Raw genomic sequence first — 15086 nt, forward strand, 5'->3', positions numbered from 1 at the left:
ACACCCTCTAAAGCTTGCAAAACTTCATCTGCATTAACATCCCCATAACTCATATATCTTGCTGATACAATTGTAGTAAATTAGGAATATAATCATACCCATCTACACCAATAATTGAGATAATTTTAGTCCGATATTGTTGGAGGAAATTGAGAAAATTCTCTACCCCTATTTGCCCTTGTAAAATTGTCAGTAATTTGGCTGGTTGTCGCCATTCTTGGGAAGATATTTGTTCTAACAAATACATTCCTAGACAACCAGTGTAAATGGCTTTCTCAACATTTTGTAATTGAGAGTAGGCTTGTGCTAAGTATGCTAAATTTCTCCCTTGCAGGTACAAATCACCAGAAATTTGGGCTGTCTTAAAGCCTTCTTCCAAATATTTAATTGCCTCTTGTGGCTGACTAACAACTAAATAGGCAATACCCAAGCTACTGACACACAAGGCTTTACTTTGAATATCCCCGGATTTTTCCGCTAATTTTAATCCTTGTTCTAAATAATTAATTGGCATTTCATAGGTTTCTGGTTCTATTTGTTCTAGCTGTTGCGCTTGCATCACTTCGCTGTAACCGAGATTCACCAGCGCATTAGTCTCACCTGTCTTATCGCCTGCTTGCCGACTCAAAATTAACGCCCTTTGACTATAATTAATAGCCTCAGCATAATTTTCTGCTTGTACATAGGTACGGCTGAGGTGATTGAGATTGGCAATTTCACAAAAGCGATCGCCTGCATTTCTGGCAATTTCTAATGCTTGTTCATGAAACTGAATAGAACGTTGATATTGTCCCAAAGCACGCTGAGAATAGCCTAAAAGTGTTAAAATTCGCGCTTTTTCCTGGGTTCCCTCAACTGAGCGTAATGGTTCATCCAAATAATCTAAAGCATCTCGCAAATAGCTACCAGAAAAGGAAGCAAAAATCCCCCCATACATGGGAAAATAGGCACGTTGGGCAAAAGTGCGGAGAATTTGCAGCATGATTTGTGAGCAGCCATTGCTATAAACAGCTTGACTCTGAAAACCGCTAGCTAATTGACTCCAAATTACCGCAAAAGTCAAAAAAGTAGAAATGGATAATTTTGATCCTGCTTGAATATTGTATGGTTGTTGGTCAAACCAGTTAACTAAACCTCGTTGCAGATATTGCAAAATCAAGGCTATTTCTACCAAATCACTCAAGGTAATCTGGGGATGGTTTTGGGTAAAAGATATGGGAGATTGCTCAAGCGCTAGGCTACGAAATAAAGCTTGGGGTAACTCACTATTAACTTTTTTTGCCCAAGTGGCCCAAGGGCCAGTTTCCCCCGGTACACCACCAAATCCTAACGCCTGATTTTGTTCATACATCCAGCTAATCAAGTCGTCTTGTACTCTTTGCCAAGATGCTAAACCACGGGTAATGCCTTGGGAGATTTGCGAGATATCAGGATTAAACTGGGCAAATTGTTGTAGAGACTTGGCTAATTGCTGGAGTTGTGACAGATTCAGGGGGTTTTTGAGATTAGGGTCAATAATGCGTAAGAATATAGCTAGACGATCGCTCTCAGTAGCTGTGGTAATTTCTTGCACTGCACTAGCGATCGCTTCTATGGCTTGATTTTGCTGTGAATATCTTTGCCATTGACTTTGGATCGTCTTGATAGCGCGTAAACTCCGGCTAGCCTTGGCTTTTTTCAGTTCATCTGTTTCTCGATCTACCTGAGATTGGCTAGTATTTAAGCGATCGCTCAACACTAACTCAAACACCTCCCCCGTACCAACTGTGATCCCTTTTTGCAGCATTTGGTACACCATCTCCACTGAGCTAATTTTGCCCTGGAGAGTGAGTTGGACAATTTCGTCAATGAGAGCGAGATAGCGATCGCCTAATGGTAAAGAATCTGACACTTTAGCTATGGGAGAACATCACATCACTTTCCATTCTAGTAGTTTGTCAGTTTTTCACATGACTAGTATGTAATTTTTTCCTAAACTTCAGTACCAATGACTAATGACTATCCCCTATTCCCCATAACTACCACCAGTTACCTTACCCCGAAACACAATGTACTGATAAAGATTGTAAAACAACATGACGGGAATCAGGAAACCAATAAAAATAATCATGATCACCAGCGAACTAGGATCAGCAGCTGCCTCATAAATTGTAATTTGCGGTGGGATGATGTAAGGAAAAACAATTAATCCCAAGCCAAAAAACGATACTACAAACAAAAGAATTGTCCAAACAAAAGGCGCACGTTCTTCTTTGCGGTTAAGACTCTGTAATAATTGCCAAATCAACAGTACACCCAAGATAGGAATCACAGCAAAGATATAAACTAAGGGTTGCTGAAACAATTTTGTTCTGGCACTTTCGTAAATTATTGGTGTAGTAATCGTGATCAAAACTGCACCGATTAAAGTTGTCCAAGCGGCAAGTTTCGCCGTTTTATAGTGAGTTTCCTGCAACTCACCTGTAGTTTTCCACACCAGATAAGTTGAACCAATCAACACATAACCTTGAATTAAAGTTAACGCCACTAACACAGACGGTAAACTAAACCAGTCCCAAGTACTACCAATAAAGTGTCCCGTCTCATCAACTTTAATACCCTTGAGTACCGCACCCAAAGCAAATCCCTGCCCCAATGCAGCCGTAAAACTCCCTGCACCGAAGGCGAAATTCCAAAATAATTTTCGTCTTGATAATTCCCGAAACTCAAAAGCTACACCCCGAAAAATAAACCCAAATATCATCACCCAAATAGGAATATACAAGGCATTTAAAATCGTGGCATAAGCCAGAGGAAATGCACCAAATAAACCCCCTCCCATGAGAACTAACCAAGTTTCATTTGCATCCCAAATGTTACTTAAACTAGTCATCAAAATTCCCCGCCGTTCGTCATCAGAGGAGGTAAGCGATAAAATCCCCACCCCTAAATCAAATCCATCTAACATGACATACAGGAAGAGAAATAAGGCTAAAATCACAAACCAAACTTGTGGGAGAAAATACTGAAGCGTCTCCATATCATTTCCTTATTAGTCAATAGTCAATAGTCAATAGTCAATGGTCATTAGTCATTAGTCATTGGTTAATAGTAATTAATTTACTCTCCCCTTGTCCCCTTGTCCCCTTGTCCCTCCCTCCCGACTCAGCACGCGGCTCATCGCCCCGCTTCCGCTAACAGCACTCCCTCACTCACTGTTGTGCTTCCACTGGACGTTCATCGGGGACAAACTCACCAGGGGTTGTATCTACTGCAGGCTTGGTAATTTCTACGCCGGGGATTGGTAATTCTAGATTTGGGCCTGTGCGGATGATGCGGCTACCAAAGTACATCGCAGCAACAAATAACACTGTGTAAACTATGGCAAAGCTGCTGAGTGAGACGACAACATTACTGGCGGGAAGCTGGGAAGCTGCATCAACAGTGCGGATTTGTCCGTAAAGTGTCCAAGGTTGTCTACCAACACAACGTACAATCCAGCCTGATTCTACAGCAATGTATCCTAAAGGAGCTGCCAGTACCCAAGCTCGCATCAACCAACGTTGCTGGCTAATATTTGCCGATGAAAGTTTACCACGCAACCATTGCAGAGTACTCAACAGCATTAACCCAGCAAAGAAAAAGCCGATCGCAATCATTACCCGAAAAGCGTAGTAAATTAAACCTACCATGTGGGGGCGATCGCTTGGTTTCCACTCCTTCAAACCCCGTAATGGTTGAGAAAGATTCTGTTTAAATTCCAGAATGTATCCCAAAGCATTAGGGATAGTGATTTCCCAATCATTTTTCTCGGCTTTTTCGTTGGGTATGGCGACTAAACTCCAGTCAGCAGGCTTGCCTGCGGGTGAACTTTCCCACTGGGCTTCCATTGCTGCCAGTTTTGTGGGTTGATAGTGATAGACTTGTTCACCGCTTAAATGTCCGATGTATATTTGTAAGGGAGCGACTGCGATCGCAGCTGCTAAAGCAATCTTCAAAGACTTAGCAAAAAACGCTTCATGACGTTTTTGGAGAATATACCAAGCACTAATCCCACCAATCACAAACAACGAAGTCTCTAGTGTGGCAAAAAACATATGCAGCACACTATTGACCATAAAGGGATTTAAAACTGCTTGAAAATAATCATGGACAATAAATTTACCATTCACCAATTCCCCACCTGCGGGAGTCTGCATCCAAGAATTAGCAGTTAAAATCCACAAAGTAGAAAGGTTTGCACCAATAGCCACCAAAATAGTTGAGAGATAGTGAATAGCAGGATTCACCCGTTCCCAACCAAACAACATAATCCCTAAAAAAGCAGCTTCCAGCATAAATGCCCAAGAAGCCTCAAACCCAATAACACTACCAAAAAAATTTCCCACCGCTTCTGAGAAAGGGGCCCAATTCGTCCCAAATTGAAATTCCATTGGGATACCCGTTGCGACACCAATGCCAAAATTCAGCACGTAGAATTTAGCCCAAAAGCGAGCATGAAGATAATAATCTGGATTTTTAGTTTTCAGCCAGATTCCCTCAACAATGACTAAATATATACCCATCCCCGTAGTCAAGACAGGCCACAGCATATGAAATATCGCCGTCAAGGCAAACTGCATCCGTGATAGCACAACGGAATCAGATAAAAATTCCACTGAATATTCCCCATTAGCTAACCACCTTATTTAGGATAAACGTTTTAGCCTCAGAGCAAATCTTGTGACATACTTGCACCGCCCTCTAGAGGGATGGGGAAGGGAATGACGTGATTAGGTTAAACTGCCGTCAACACTCCCTCACGTAGTTGCTCAACCAAGTTATGTAAATTACCTGTATTGAGACGATAACTCAGAGGATGAGCAATCAACCTGGCTGTGCTTTCATACAAAGTAGTAATTTCAATCAAACCATTTTCGCGCAAAGTTCGCCCTGTAGATACTAAATCCACAATCGCCTCTGACATTCCGGTAATCGGGCCGAGTTCTACAGAACCATAAAGCGGGACTATTTCTACTGGTAAATCCAACCCTTGAAAATATTCACGGGCGCAGTTGACATACTTAGACGCTACCCTACTATCAGGCGGTAAATCTAGAGGCGATTTGTAAGCACTAGACGCTTTAACAGCCACCGACATCCGACAATAGCCAAACTGCAAATCTACTAGCTGGGCTACTTGCGGTTTCTTTTCTTGAAGGACATCGTACCCAATAATGCCCATTTGAGCCTGACCGTATTCTACATACACAGGCACATCTTGTCCTCTCACTAGTAATCCTTTTGCCTGTCCACTAGCATCAGTAATTTGAAGTTGACGATTACCTGAGTCTAAAAAAGCGCTAAAATCTAATCCTACAGATTGCAGCAAGCGGATGCTATTTTTAAGTAGTTCCCCTTTGGGTAGTGCAACAGTTAACATTTTTTGTATTGGTATCCTTATGAAAACTAGAAATCCCCACCTGAAATTCAAGTATGGGTGATGGACAGTTCACTATTGAGAATATCTCTATTGCTTACCACAAGCAGCATGAGAATTTTATTAGTTGATGATGAAGTAGAACTTACAGATCCTCTGAGTCACGTCTTAACTCGTGAGGGTTATGGTGTAGACGCAGCTTATGATGGAACTAGAGGAAGTGAAATGGCAGCAGCAGGTAGTTATGACCTGTTAATTTTAGATTGGATGCTGCCAGGAAAAACAGGGTTGGAGATTTGCCAAGAGTTACGCCACCAGGGCAAAGTTACTCCCGTATTATTCCTTACAGCCAAAGATACTCTAGATGACCGCGTACAGGGTTTAGATGCTGGCGCAGATGATTATTTAGTCAAACCCTTTGAATTACGAGAGTTACTAGCTAGAGTCCGGGCTTTATTGCGTCGTTCTGGTTCTCAAAATTATGACAGTGTAACTGGGAAACTAATTGTAGCTGACTTAGAACTTGATTGCGACAACCAAGTTGCTTATCGCCAAGGACGAGTCATTGAACTATCGCAAAAAGAAAGCCAGCTACTACAATACTTCATGGAAAACACTGGACAACTACTAACTCATGCCCAAATTCTCCAATATTTATGGGAAGATGGCGAATCACCCAGCAGTAATGTCATTGCGGCTTTAATTAGACTACTACGCCGTAAGGTTGAAGTCGGTAAGGAAACTCCCCTCATTCACACAGTCTATGGTAAAGGCTATCGCTTCGGTACTTCTGCTATAGACTAGTATTAGCGCACATCTGTGCGCTACGACTATAGGACTTACCCCGAATTTCTCACGAAATTTATGCAACCGAAGCCCAGAGGCTGTAGGGGCGGGTTCATGAGATATTCGTGAAAGATTGAAGCATATTTGTGAACCCGCCCCTACCGTTTTGTGAGAAATGTAGGTAATGACTAATGACTAATGACTAATGACTAATGACTAATGACAAAAAAGCCAGAAAATTTGGTGACACTGCGTAAGTCCTAGACTATTCTCTTTCAATAATCGGACAAATAGTTGTGTGAGGACTCTCAGGTTTGATTTCCCAACCAGAAAGCAGTCCTGTTAATTCTTGTCTGAGAATGAGTAATTGTTGGATTTGTTCATCAATGGCTGTGACTTTGTCTTCTAGCTTAGTTTTTATCTGTTCACAAGGTAATTCTCCAGCATCATGAACATTTAAAAACTCTTTAATTTCTGATAACGTCAACCCCAGACTTTGAGCGCGTTTGATAAAGTGTAACCGAGATAAAACATCGCTATTAAATAATCTAAAGCCACCCTCAGTTCTCCCTGATGATTTGAGTAGGCCAAGTTCTTCGTAGTAACGAATAGTTTTGATGGGTACACCGCTTGCTTTGGCAACTGAACCAATTTGTTTTGATTCTGCTTGGGCTAACATAGTCACCTGCCCCTGTTTGATACAAGTTTTCATATTATCCTAAACTCTCCAGTTAAATGGAGAATCAAGTAGATATGGTCATGGAATCAACACTGCTCTCATTTCTTATTTAAACTCTTGACTTAAATACCGCCTAGTGCTTGACTTATAAAGCGGATTGCCAGACAAAACTACGAATATAAATCTCTGCAAAATCTAACTTTTGTTTATTGTAATTTCTTGAAACTTAATCTATGGTTGCCCAGTTAGAAACCCCCAGTGCTAATCAATCTCATAGCTTACCTTACCCTCTAGAAGGACTGGTGCAAGTTTTCACTAGTTCACATCGTAACTTTTTTACCAGTGTTATGGGGCAAGCACTGAGAATTGCTGGTCAAGGTACACCAGTGTTAATTGTGCAGTTTCTCAAAGGTGGTATAAATCAAGGACAAGACAGACCAATTCAATTAGGACAACATTTAGATTGGATTCGCTGTGATTTGCCTCGTTGTATCGATACACCACATCTAGATGAGGTAGAAAATCAAGCCATCCAAAAGCTGTGGCTACACACACAACAGGTAGTGTACGCAGGTAAATATTCTCTGGTGGTGCTAGATGAGTTAAGTTTGGCAATTAACTTTGACTTAATTCCCGAAACTGATGTGATAACATTTCTGGCAAAACGTCCTGCTCATGTGGATATTATTTTGACTGGGACGGAAATGCCAAAATCTATTTTAGATGTGGCAGATCAAATTACAGAGATTCGTCGCAGTCATCGCCCCTAAACAAAATCCACAGTTCACGGTATCCTAGTATGTCGATTGGAATTACCCGTGAACTTGTGATTAAAAATGATATCTGGATTAAGGAAATGGCTCAACAAGGCATGATTGCCCCTTTTGAGCCAAGTTTAATCCGCAAAGTCCCAAAAGAACCATCTTCTACCCTGCAACCTGTCATTAGCTACGGTTTATCTTCTTATGGCTATGATATTAGGCTTTCGGCGGCTGAGTTCCGCATCTTTCGCCACATTCCGGGAACTGTAGTTGATCCGAAAAACTTTAATCCTCACAATTTGGAACCAACTTCACTACATACAGATGATGATGGCAGTTATTTTATTTTGCCGGCTCACTCTTATGGTTTGGGTGTGGCTTTAGAAAAACTAGAGGTTCCTGGTAATATTACGGTTATATGTATCGGAAAGTCTACGTATGCACGTTGCGGCATAATAGCCAACCTAACGCCTGCGGAGGCTGCTTGGCGTGGTCATTTGACACTGGAATTTTCTAATTCTTCTAGTGCTGATTGTCGTATTTATGCCAATGAAGGTGTGGTGCAATTATTATTTCTGGAGGGTGAACCCTGTGCTATTAGTTACGAAGCTCGTCAGGGTAAATATCAAGATCAGCTAGAGAAGGTGACTTTGGCAAAAGTTTAGAGGCGATCGCTCTTAACTTTATCTCTAAATGTCATTTTGGTCATAACTTGAGCAGGACTTTCTAAAAAGCTATTTGCCTGAAGAATGTTATATAAATTCACATCTTCTTCTAGCAAGCAAGCGTGTCCACTCTGAGGTAGAATTATAGCCTTGCTGTTAGGAATAATATCGCTTAACCGTGTCACTTCACTGACAGAAGGTAAAAGGCGATCGCTCGCACCAGCAATTAACAAAGTTGCTTGAGTTAAAGCACGCAACTGTTCATCACTCACATCGAATTTTCGCAACAAAGATAAGCGCCAAATTACTGTTTCTGGTGGTACAGAACGCATAGTTTTTAGCAGTTCTTGGCGAATATTCGGAGATATGCGTGGCAATGAAGCAAGAAATGGTAACAAACCCAAAGCACCCACATCATAAAGGCACTCTGGAACTAAGTAAATCAGTTGAGACATCCAATCTAACCAGGGACGCAGCTGAAACGCAGAAGCCGGGTTAATCAGAATCAGGCGTTTAAATAAATGTGGTGCTTGAATGGCTACTTTCATCGCCAAGCAACCCCCAAAGGACTCACCACACAAGTAAACTATTCTCTGGGAACTTTTCTCTAATTCTGCATGGATTAAATCTAAAACGTTACTAGTTAAGACTTCCCAACTAGTTAAATCTTGCCGAGGGATAGCCAAACACCGCACATCAAAGCCAGTTTCTAATCCCGCAGTTTGCGATCGCAATAACTGACCGGTTCCATCCATTCCTGGCAAATACACAAACAACGGGTACTCAGGTTGTACTCGTCGAGGAGCAAGGAAACACGGTTTTAGTTCAACTTCTGCCATTGCAAAATTTCAATTCAACTTCCTGATTCTCTAAACTCTACCCTATGGCTAACCCAAACTCTGTGTAAATTAGATAATCATCTCTAATAGATACAATCATAAAATTAAAGTTCCTATAAAGTCATTGGTCAATGGTCAATGGTCAATGGTCAATGGTCAATGGTCAATGGTCAATGGTCAATGGTCAATGGTCATTAGTCATTAGCAATTCTTATTCTCTCACTCCCTCACTCCCTCACTCCTGACTCAGCACTCAGCACTCAGCACTCAGCACTCAGCACTCAGCACGGGCTAAACGCCCCGCTTCCGCTAACAGCACTCTCTCACTCAGCACTCTTAATAACAACCTTGAACTAGCAAGCTGGCAATTTCGTTGTGACAATGTGTCGTGAGTTCAGTGACAACATTTTTTGCTTGTTTGCCGTGATATTGCTTGTGATGTTGGGGTGTAATCCAGTAGGGACGACCGATTAAGACGGCGACTCGCTGATAGATGACTAGAGGATGCCAACCGGATTGATTAAATAATGGTTCAGACGGATCGAATACACTCAAAAATTTTAAAGGAAAAGCTGTGGTGTTGACTTCTTCTAAGGAAGCGATCGCTACTGGTAAAACTGCCAAGTCTTTTACTTGAGAACGCAGCGCCAAATGAGCAAAGCCACGCCGAAAATCGCCTACCTGCTCAACTGGAGTTGATTTTACCATCGGATCAGCGCCTTCAGGAAACACTCCTACCATCTGCTTTGACTGCAATAATTGCTGTGAATGCACAAAAAAGCTTTGTTGACGCTGTTGATTTTCTGCTAGGGGAAAGCAACCTAGTTGACTTGTAACAATCTCTCGCAGGATAGGTACTTGTCCCATATAGTGATGGCAAGCAAAGCGAATGGGACTGGATAAAGCTGCCATTAAAACCAGTGCATCCATAAAACTGCGATGATTGCTCACTATTAACAAACTGGCATCTTGGGGAATGCGATCCTCGTAATAGGGGAACATTCTGGTTGAGAGTGCTGTTAAGAATGTGCGAGAAATATCTAAAGGACTATTGATACTCATAGCTCATCAATGTATTTTTTTGGCAAAATATCGCAGTTTATCTTGATATAATTTTTACATTTCTTTACCAATGCTATTACCGTCTTAAGATAGAAATGTCTTATGTGCAAAAGCAGCCACATCTAAGAGGTTGAGGATTTTGTATTCTTCGTTACCATAGACATCATCACTAGCATTTGCCAAAATTATGAGTAGTTAATTTCCATTTTTTCCTAAAAATTAGCCGGATTGATAGATATTACAAAATAATTCTTCAGCTAGGAAATTTGCTAATATTAAATTGTGGTTTGAAAAAAAGGTACTAATGTTATATAATTGCGTAGTTTTTCTCCATAAAAGTAAAATATAAAACGTTTTAATAATTTGATTTTTATTTTGCATGAATCTAGTGAATAAAACAAAAAATACATTTGCTCTGACAACTCCTCTGTATTATGTAAATGATGTTCCCCATGTTGGTAGTGCTTACACTACAATGGCAGCCGATGTCTTAGCACGGTTTCATCGGCTATTAGGACATGAGGTATTATTAATTACGGGTACAGATGAGCATGGACAAAAAATTCAGCGTTCAGCCGAGAGTTTAGGTAAAGCGCCGCAAGAGTTTTGTGATCAAATTTCTGCGGGTTTTTACTCCTTATGGGATTTGCTCAATATCAAATACGATCGCTTCATTCGGACAACATCACCACGTCATGAGGCGATCGTTAAAGAATTTTTTGAGCGCGTCTGGGCGGCTGGAGACATTTACCAAGGTCAGCAAAAAGGCTGGTATTGTGTATCCTGTGAAGAATTTAAAGAAGAAAGGGAACTCTTAGAAGGAAATCTTTGCCCGATTCATACCAATAAACAAGTCGAGTGGCGAGATGAACAAAACTATTTTTTTCGTCTCTCCAAATACCAAACTCAACTAGAAGATTTTTATCAATCCCAGCCAGACTTTATCCAACCAGAAAGTCGGCGTAACGAAGTCATGAACTTTGTTAACCAAGGTTTACAAGACTTTTCTATTTCACGGGTGAATGTAGATTGGGGTTTTCCTGTACCCGTTGATGCCAAACACACCTTGTATGTTTGGTTTGATGCACTCCTAGGTTACGTCACAGCACTCTTAGAACCAGAAGCAGAAACAACCCTAGAAAATGCTTTAGCAAAATGGTGGCCGATCAATTTGCACCTCATCGGCAAAGATATCTTGCGGTTCCATGCTGTTTATTGGCCAGCTATGCTAATGTCTGCTGACTTACCTTTACCCCAGCGCGTTTTCGGTCATGGTTTTTTGACCAAAGATGGACAGAAAATGGGTAAAAGTTTAGGGAATACAGTCGATCCTGTGGCACTCGTGCAACAGTATGGTAGTGATGCAGTTCGTTATTACTTCCTTAAGGAAATCGAATTTGGCAAAGATGGCGACTTTAATGAAGTTAGATTCATCAATGTTTTGAATGCAGATTTAGCAAATGATTTAGGTAATTTGCTTAACCGTACCTTAAACATGGTGAAAAAATACTGTGCTAATTATGCGCTATCAATTACCAATGAAAATATTACGGATGACAATCCATTGAAAGCCATCGGTGTAAATTTAGAGCAGAAAGTCCAAAAAAGTTACGAATCACTAGCTTTTAATCAAGCCTGTGAAGTAGTGCTTTCTTTGGTACAAGCCAGCAATAAGTTTATTGATGATCAAGCTCCTTGGACATTGTACAAACAAGGAAAACAACAGGAAGTAGAAAAAGTACTATATGCAGTTCTCGAATCTGTTAGACTAGCTGCTTATCTACTTTCACCAGTAATTCCCAACATCAGCAGTGATATTTATCGACAACTGGGCTGGGAAATTGATTTTAACCAGCAACCAGAAAGTGCAGTTACCGCCCCTTTTGCAACCCATTCACAATGGGGGTTACTATCTAATAAACAACAACTGGGGCAACCCCAACCAATTTTTAAACGTATAGAACCAGCAAAAAACAGTTAAATCCCTTTAAGTTATCATCAATTCAGTTCAATTTCTTTTGTCAAAAATCATCGGGGCTGGACTGAAAATTAGCCCCGGTACATTATCATAAACCGATCTCACAAATCACAATTGATAATTTTGTATCAAAACTAACAAAGATAAAATTGAGGTATGAGAATAATGTTGAATAATCTGGAAAATGATTCAATATTTACGCCAGAGCAAGTTTTAGAAAATAGGGGTCGTGTCGCCATATTTATCGACGGCTCGAACCTATTTTACGCGGCATTGCAATTAGGAATTGAAATTGATTACACCAAATTGTTATGTCGTTTAACTGGTGGTTCTCGCTTGTTACGAGCTTTTTTCTATACAGGTGTAGACAGAACCAACGAAAAGCAACAAGGGTTTTTGTTGTGGATGCGGCGTAACGGCTATCGTGTCATTGCTAAAGATTTAGTCCAATTGCCCGATGGCTCGAAAAAAGCCAATTTAGACGTAGAAATAGCCGTAGATATGATGGCTTTGGTAGACTCATATGATACAGCCGTGTTGGTCAGTGGGGATGGGGACTTGGCTTATGCAGTCAATTCCGTTAGCTACCGTGGGGTCAGGGTAGAGGTTGTGAGTTTACGCTCCATGACCAGTGATAGCTTAATTAATGTTAGCGATCGCTATATTGATTTAGAAGCCATCAAAGAAGACATTCAAAAAACCCCACGTCAAAGCTTTCCCTATCGACCATTATCCGCTATGGGCTTTTTGGACGATCCCAGAGAGACTGACGAACACATAGAACTTCAGGACTAATGACATATCTGCAAGATATGTAAAAAAAGAGCAAAAATTTAACAAAACAGGGGGGAACAAATCAAATTTCCCCCCGATTTTATGGGTTTACAGATTGGGTTTTTTTGAACTTGAAAACAAACTGGTGTTATTTACCTTTAACTATTTGCTTAATATTTGGATTAGTTGCTTGTAGTGGGAAAACGCCTAAACCTGCTCCCACAAATAATTCTGAGACAACTAATCAAGATAGTAATTTAACCTTCTTTGATGTCACCTTAGAACAAGCCGATGAAGCAGGACGACCAGTCTGGCGAGTTAAAGCTAAACAGGCACAATATACCAAAGAAAAACAAATTGGTGAAGCCGCTAATCCTTACGGGGAACTGTATCAAGATGGACAGATAGTCTATCAAGTCAAAGCCGAAAAAGCCGACATTGAACAGGATGGTAAACAACTATTTCTCAAAGGGAAAATAGTCGCCATAGACCCCAAAAACGGTGTTGTTCTGCAAGGTAATGAGTTGGAATGGCGACCCAAGGAAGATTTATTAATTGTCCGCGACAAAATCAATGGTACTCATAAACAACTCAAAGCAGTAGCCCAAGAAGCCAAAGTAAAAACCCGCGAACAACGCATGGAATTTTTCGGGGGAGTTGTGGCTAACTCAGTTGATCCCCAAATGCAAATGCGGACTGAACATTTGATTTGGCAAATTAAAGAAGAAAAATTAATTGGCGATCGCCCGATTCAAATCGACCGTTATAAAAACAATCAAATTAGCGATCGCGGTCGGGGAAACTCTGCCGAAGTCAATCTTAAAACCAAAATTGCCACAATTCAACAAAATGCCCAAATAGATTTACTAGACCCACCAGTCCAGATCACTAGTAACTCGATGAATTGGAATATGACCACAGAAATAGCCACCACAAATGCACCTGTGCGCATATTCCACCGGGCTGAAAACACAATTGTTACAGGCGATCGGGGTGAACTGAGAATACCCCAAAAAACCGCTTATTTAACAGGTAATGTGAATGCTGTCGGTAAACGTCGTCAGACTCTCAACGCCCAACAAATGACCTGGTATCTCGACAAAAAACTCCTAGAAGCCCAGAGAAACGTCACTTATCGACAAGTTGATCCACCTCTAAATTTCCAGGGGGAAACAGCCGTGGGTAATTTGGACACAGAAAATATTGTCGTCAGAGGCGGGAATAATGCTGGTAGTCGAGTTGTCACAGAGATTATTCCCCAAGAACCGAGGACTGGGAATTAAAGCGATCGCCTCACCAATTAGATCCCCGACTTCTGCAAACGGATATTCTGATAATCGGCATTCTTAGACATAAAAACATGGATTACACACTTCTACAACGTATCACGGTTAATCCTCATATCTGCCACGGCAAACCCTGTATCCGTGGACTGCGTTACCCAGTTGAGTTCATCTTAGAACTGCTCAGTTCTGGGATGACAAATGAGCAAATATTGGCTGATTATGATGACTTAGAATCTCAAGATATTTTAGCTGTCTTATTATTTGCTGCTCGACTCAGCCAAGTCAAAAGCATTCATAAAATTGCCTCATGAAATTTCTTGTTGATGCTCAATTACCAGTACGCCTTGCCCGTTTTCTCAGAGATTCAGGTTACGACACAATCCATACCAGAGATTTAGTAAAGCAAAATGCTACGCCAGATAACGAAATTAATACCATCTCAATCCGAGAAAATAGAATTTTAATTACCAAAGATGCCGATTTTGTCAACTCTTTTTTAACAATTAACCAACCCTATAAATTACTTTTAATCACGACGGGTAATATCAATAACTCAGAACTAGAAAATATTTTTTCCATTAATCTTCAGTCTCTAATTGAACTGTTGAAGCAGTATTCTTATATTGAAATGAGTCGGGAAAACATTATCGTGCATCAATAAAAATACGTTCTCCAATTTCCGAAGGATCTGCTACTTCAAAAAAGAGTTGCAATGCTTCAATCAAATTATTCCGTGCTTCCTCAATCGTGTCTCCCTGACTGGCAATATCGAGTTCAGGACAGAGTGATACATAACCGTTTCCTTCTCTTTCAATAATGCCAGTGAGTTGTTTTGTTTGCTTCATTATGTATTTTCAA

At 40.8% G+C, this 15086-nt stretch carries 16 protein-coding genes; 8 read left to right on the top strand and 8 right to left on the bottom strand.

All coding sequences use genetic code 11. The features are described 5' to 3' along the window. Positions 1-49 precede the first annotated feature (49 nt). The 4 genes from FD725_RS19615 to hisG form a co-directional block, all read right to left on the bottom strand. Positions 50-1891 carry a tetratricopeptide repeat protein gene (locus tag FD725_RS19615; protein ID WP_179049695.1) on the bottom strand — a complete coding sequence of 614 codons (1842 nt, stop codon included), beginning with the start codon at positions 1889-1891 and terminating at the stop codon, positions 50-52. Between the two features lie 114 nt (positions 1892-2005). Beyond that, a complete protein-coding gene (gene cydB / locus FD725_RS19620) occupies positions 2006-3019 on the bottom strand; it encodes a cytochrome d ubiquinol oxidase subunit II (RefSeq protein ID WP_179049696.1) in 1014 nt (337 codons plus the stop codon). Between the two features lie 172 nt (positions 3020-3191). Further along, complete coding sequence (locus FD725_RS19625) at positions 3192-4637, bottom strand: cytochrome ubiquinol oxidase subunit I (RefSeq protein WP_179049697.1); 1446 nt, start codon at positions 4635-4637, stop codon at positions 3192-3194. A gap of 119 nt (positions 4638-4756) precedes the next feature. Further along, a complete protein-coding gene (gene hisG, locus FD725_RS19630) occupies positions 4757-5401 on the bottom strand; it encodes an ATP phosphoribosyltransferase (protein ID WP_179049698.1) in 645 nt (214 codons plus the stop codon). A 108-nt stretch (positions 5402-5509) separates the two neighbouring features. On the opposite strand from hisG, the gene rppA reads away from it, so the two are divergent. Continuing rightward, positions 5510-6202, top strand: a complete 693-nt coding sequence (rppA, locus tag FD725_RS19635) for a two-component system response regulator RppA (RefSeq protein WP_179049699.1) — start codon at positions 5510-5512, stop codon at positions 6200-6202. A 247-nt stretch (positions 6203-6449) separates the two neighbouring features. Here the strand turns inward: rppA and FD725_RS19640 are convergent, their stop codons facing one another. Next, the gene (locus FD725_RS19640) at positions 6450-6863 is read right to left on the bottom strand and encodes a heavy metal-responsive transcriptional regulator (RefSeq protein WP_179051601.1); all 414 of its coding nucleotides are present in this window, start codon (positions 6861-6863) and stop codon (positions 6450-6452) included. A 233-nt stretch (positions 6864-7096) separates the two neighbouring features. Between FD725_RS19640 and FD725_RS19645 the strand changes: the two genes are divergently transcribed. Together FD725_RS19645 and dcd are read left to right on the top strand one after the other, a co-directional pair. Then, positions 7097-7633, top strand: a complete 537-nt coding sequence (locus tag FD725_RS19645; RefSeq protein ID WP_179049700.1) for a P-loop NTPase family protein — start codon at positions 7097-7099, stop codon at positions 7631-7633. 86 nt (positions 7634-7719) lie between these two features. Further along, entirely contained in the window at positions 7720-8289 is a 570-nt protein-coding gene (dcd, locus tag FD725_RS19650) for a dCTP deaminase (protein WP_218653192.1), read from the top strand. Here dcd and FD725_RS19655 read toward each other — a convergent pair. Together FD725_RS19655 and FD725_RS19660 are read right to left on the bottom strand one after the other, a co-directional pair. Then, complete coding sequence (locus FD725_RS19655) at positions 8286-9128, bottom strand: alpha/beta fold hydrolase (protein WP_179049701.1); 843 nt, start codon at positions 9126-9128, stop codon at positions 8286-8288. The two genes, dcd and FD725_RS19655, sit on opposite strands and share 4 nt — an antisense overlap. 336 nt (positions 9129-9464) lie before the next feature. After that, the gene (locus FD725_RS19660) at positions 9465-10190 is read right to left on the bottom strand and encodes a 1-acyl-sn-glycerol-3-phosphate acyltransferase (RefSeq protein WP_179049702.1); all 726 of its coding nucleotides are present in this window, start codon (positions 10188-10190) and stop codon (positions 9465-9467) included. Positions 10191-10569: 379 nt separating this feature from the next. Here FD725_RS19660 and metG point away from each other — a divergent pair, with 379 nt between their 5' ends. The 5 genes from metG to FD725_RS19685 all read left to right on the top strand — a co-directional run bounded on the left by metG (position 10570) and on the right by FD725_RS19685 (position 14889). Beyond that, the gene (gene metG, locus FD725_RS19665; protein ID WP_179049703.1) at positions 10570-12171 is read left to right on the top strand and encodes a methionine--tRNA ligase; all 1602 of its coding nucleotides are present in this window, start codon (positions 10570-10572) and stop codon (positions 12169-12171) included. 162 nt (positions 12172-12333) lie between these two features. Further along, the gene (locus FD725_RS19670) at positions 12334-12963 is read left to right on the top strand and encodes an NYN domain-containing protein (protein ID WP_179049704.1); all 630 of its coding nucleotides are present in this window, start codon (positions 12334-12336) and stop codon (positions 12961-12963) included. Between the two features lie 104 nt (positions 12964-13067). Beyond that, a complete protein-coding gene (gene lptC, locus FD725_RS19675) occupies positions 13068-14225 on the top strand; it encodes an LPS export ABC transporter periplasmic protein LptC (RefSeq protein WP_256871660.1) in 1158 nt (385 codons plus the stop codon). A gap of 77 nt (positions 14226-14302) precedes the next feature. Further along, entirely contained in the window at positions 14303-14539 is a 237-nt protein-coding gene (locus FD725_RS19680) for a DUF433 domain-containing protein (RefSeq protein WP_179049705.1), read from the top strand. Continuing rightward, positions 14536-14889, top strand: a complete 354-nt coding sequence (locus FD725_RS19685) for a DUF5615 family PIN-like protein (protein WP_179049706.1) — start codon at positions 14536-14538, stop codon at positions 14887-14889. The genes FD725_RS19680 and FD725_RS19685 overlap by 4 nt, the downstream gene beginning before the upstream one ends. Here the strand turns inward: FD725_RS19685 and FD725_RS19690 are convergent. After that, positions 14873-15073 (bottom strand): type II toxin-antitoxin system HicB family antitoxin, encoded by a 201-nt coding sequence (locus FD725_RS19690; RefSeq protein ID WP_179049707.1) that lies wholly within the window; start codon positions 15071-15073, stop codon positions 14873-14875. The two genes, FD725_RS19685 and FD725_RS19690, sit on opposite strands and share 17 nt — an antisense overlap. Positions 15074-15086 lie beyond the last annotated feature (13 nt).

The organism is Nostoc sp. TCL26-01 (genome assembly GCF_013393945.1).
In the GTDB taxonomy this organism is placed as follows: domain Bacteria; phylum Cyanobacteriota; class Cyanobacteriia; order Cyanobacteriales; family Nostocaceae; genus Trichormus.

Excerpts from the sequence above, each read along its gene's own strand:
- cydB (WP_179049696.1), bottom strand. The coding sequence starts at position 3,019 with ATGGAGACGCTTCAGTATTTTCTCCCACAAGTTTGGTTTGTGATTTTA.
- hisG (WP_179049698.1), bottom strand. The coding sequence starts at position 5,401 with ATGTTAACTGTTGCACTACCCAAAGGGGAACTACTTAAAAATAGCATC.
- rppA (WP_179049699.1), top strand. The coding sequence starts at position 5,510 with ATGAGAATTTTATTAGTTGATGATGAAGTAGAACTTACAGATCCTCTG.
- FD725_RS19640 (WP_179051601.1), bottom strand. The coding sequence starts at position 6,863 with ATGTTAGCCCAAGCAGAATCAAAACAAATTGGTTCAGTTGCCAAAGCA.
- FD725_RS19645 (WP_179049700.1), top strand. The coding sequence starts at position 7,097 with ATGGTTGCCCAGTTAGAAACCCCCAGTGCTAATCAATCTCATAGCTTA.
- dcd (WP_218653192.1), top strand. The coding sequence starts at position 7,720 with ATGGCTCAACAAGGCATGATTGCCCCTTTTGAGCCAAGTTTAATCCGC.
- FD725_RS19655 (WP_179049701.1), bottom strand. The coding sequence starts at position 9,128 with ATGGCAGAAGTTGAACTAAAACCGTGTTTCCTTGCTCCTCGACGAGTA.
- FD725_RS19660 (WP_179049702.1), bottom strand. The coding sequence starts at position 10,190 with ATGAGTATCAATAGTCCTTTAGATATTTCTCGCACATTCTTAACAGCA.
- metG (WP_179049703.1), top strand. The coding sequence starts at position 10,570 with ATGAATCTAGTGAATAAAACAAAAAATACATTTGCTCTGACAACTCCT.
- FD725_RS19670 (WP_179049704.1), top strand. The coding sequence starts at position 12,334 with ATGTTGAATAATCTGGAAAATGATTCAATATTTACGCCAGAGCAAGTT.
- FD725_RS19680 (WP_179049705.1), top strand. The coding sequence starts at position 14,303 with ATGGATTACACACTTCTACAACGTATCACGGTTAATCCTCATATCTGC.
- FD725_RS19685 (WP_179049706.1), top strand. The coding sequence starts at position 14,536 with ATGAAATTTCTTGTTGATGCTCAATTACCAGTACGCCTTGCCCGTTTT.
- FD725_RS19690 (WP_179049707.1), bottom strand. The coding sequence starts at position 15,073 with ATGAAGCAAACAAAACAACTCACTGGCATTATTGAAAGAGAAGGAAAC.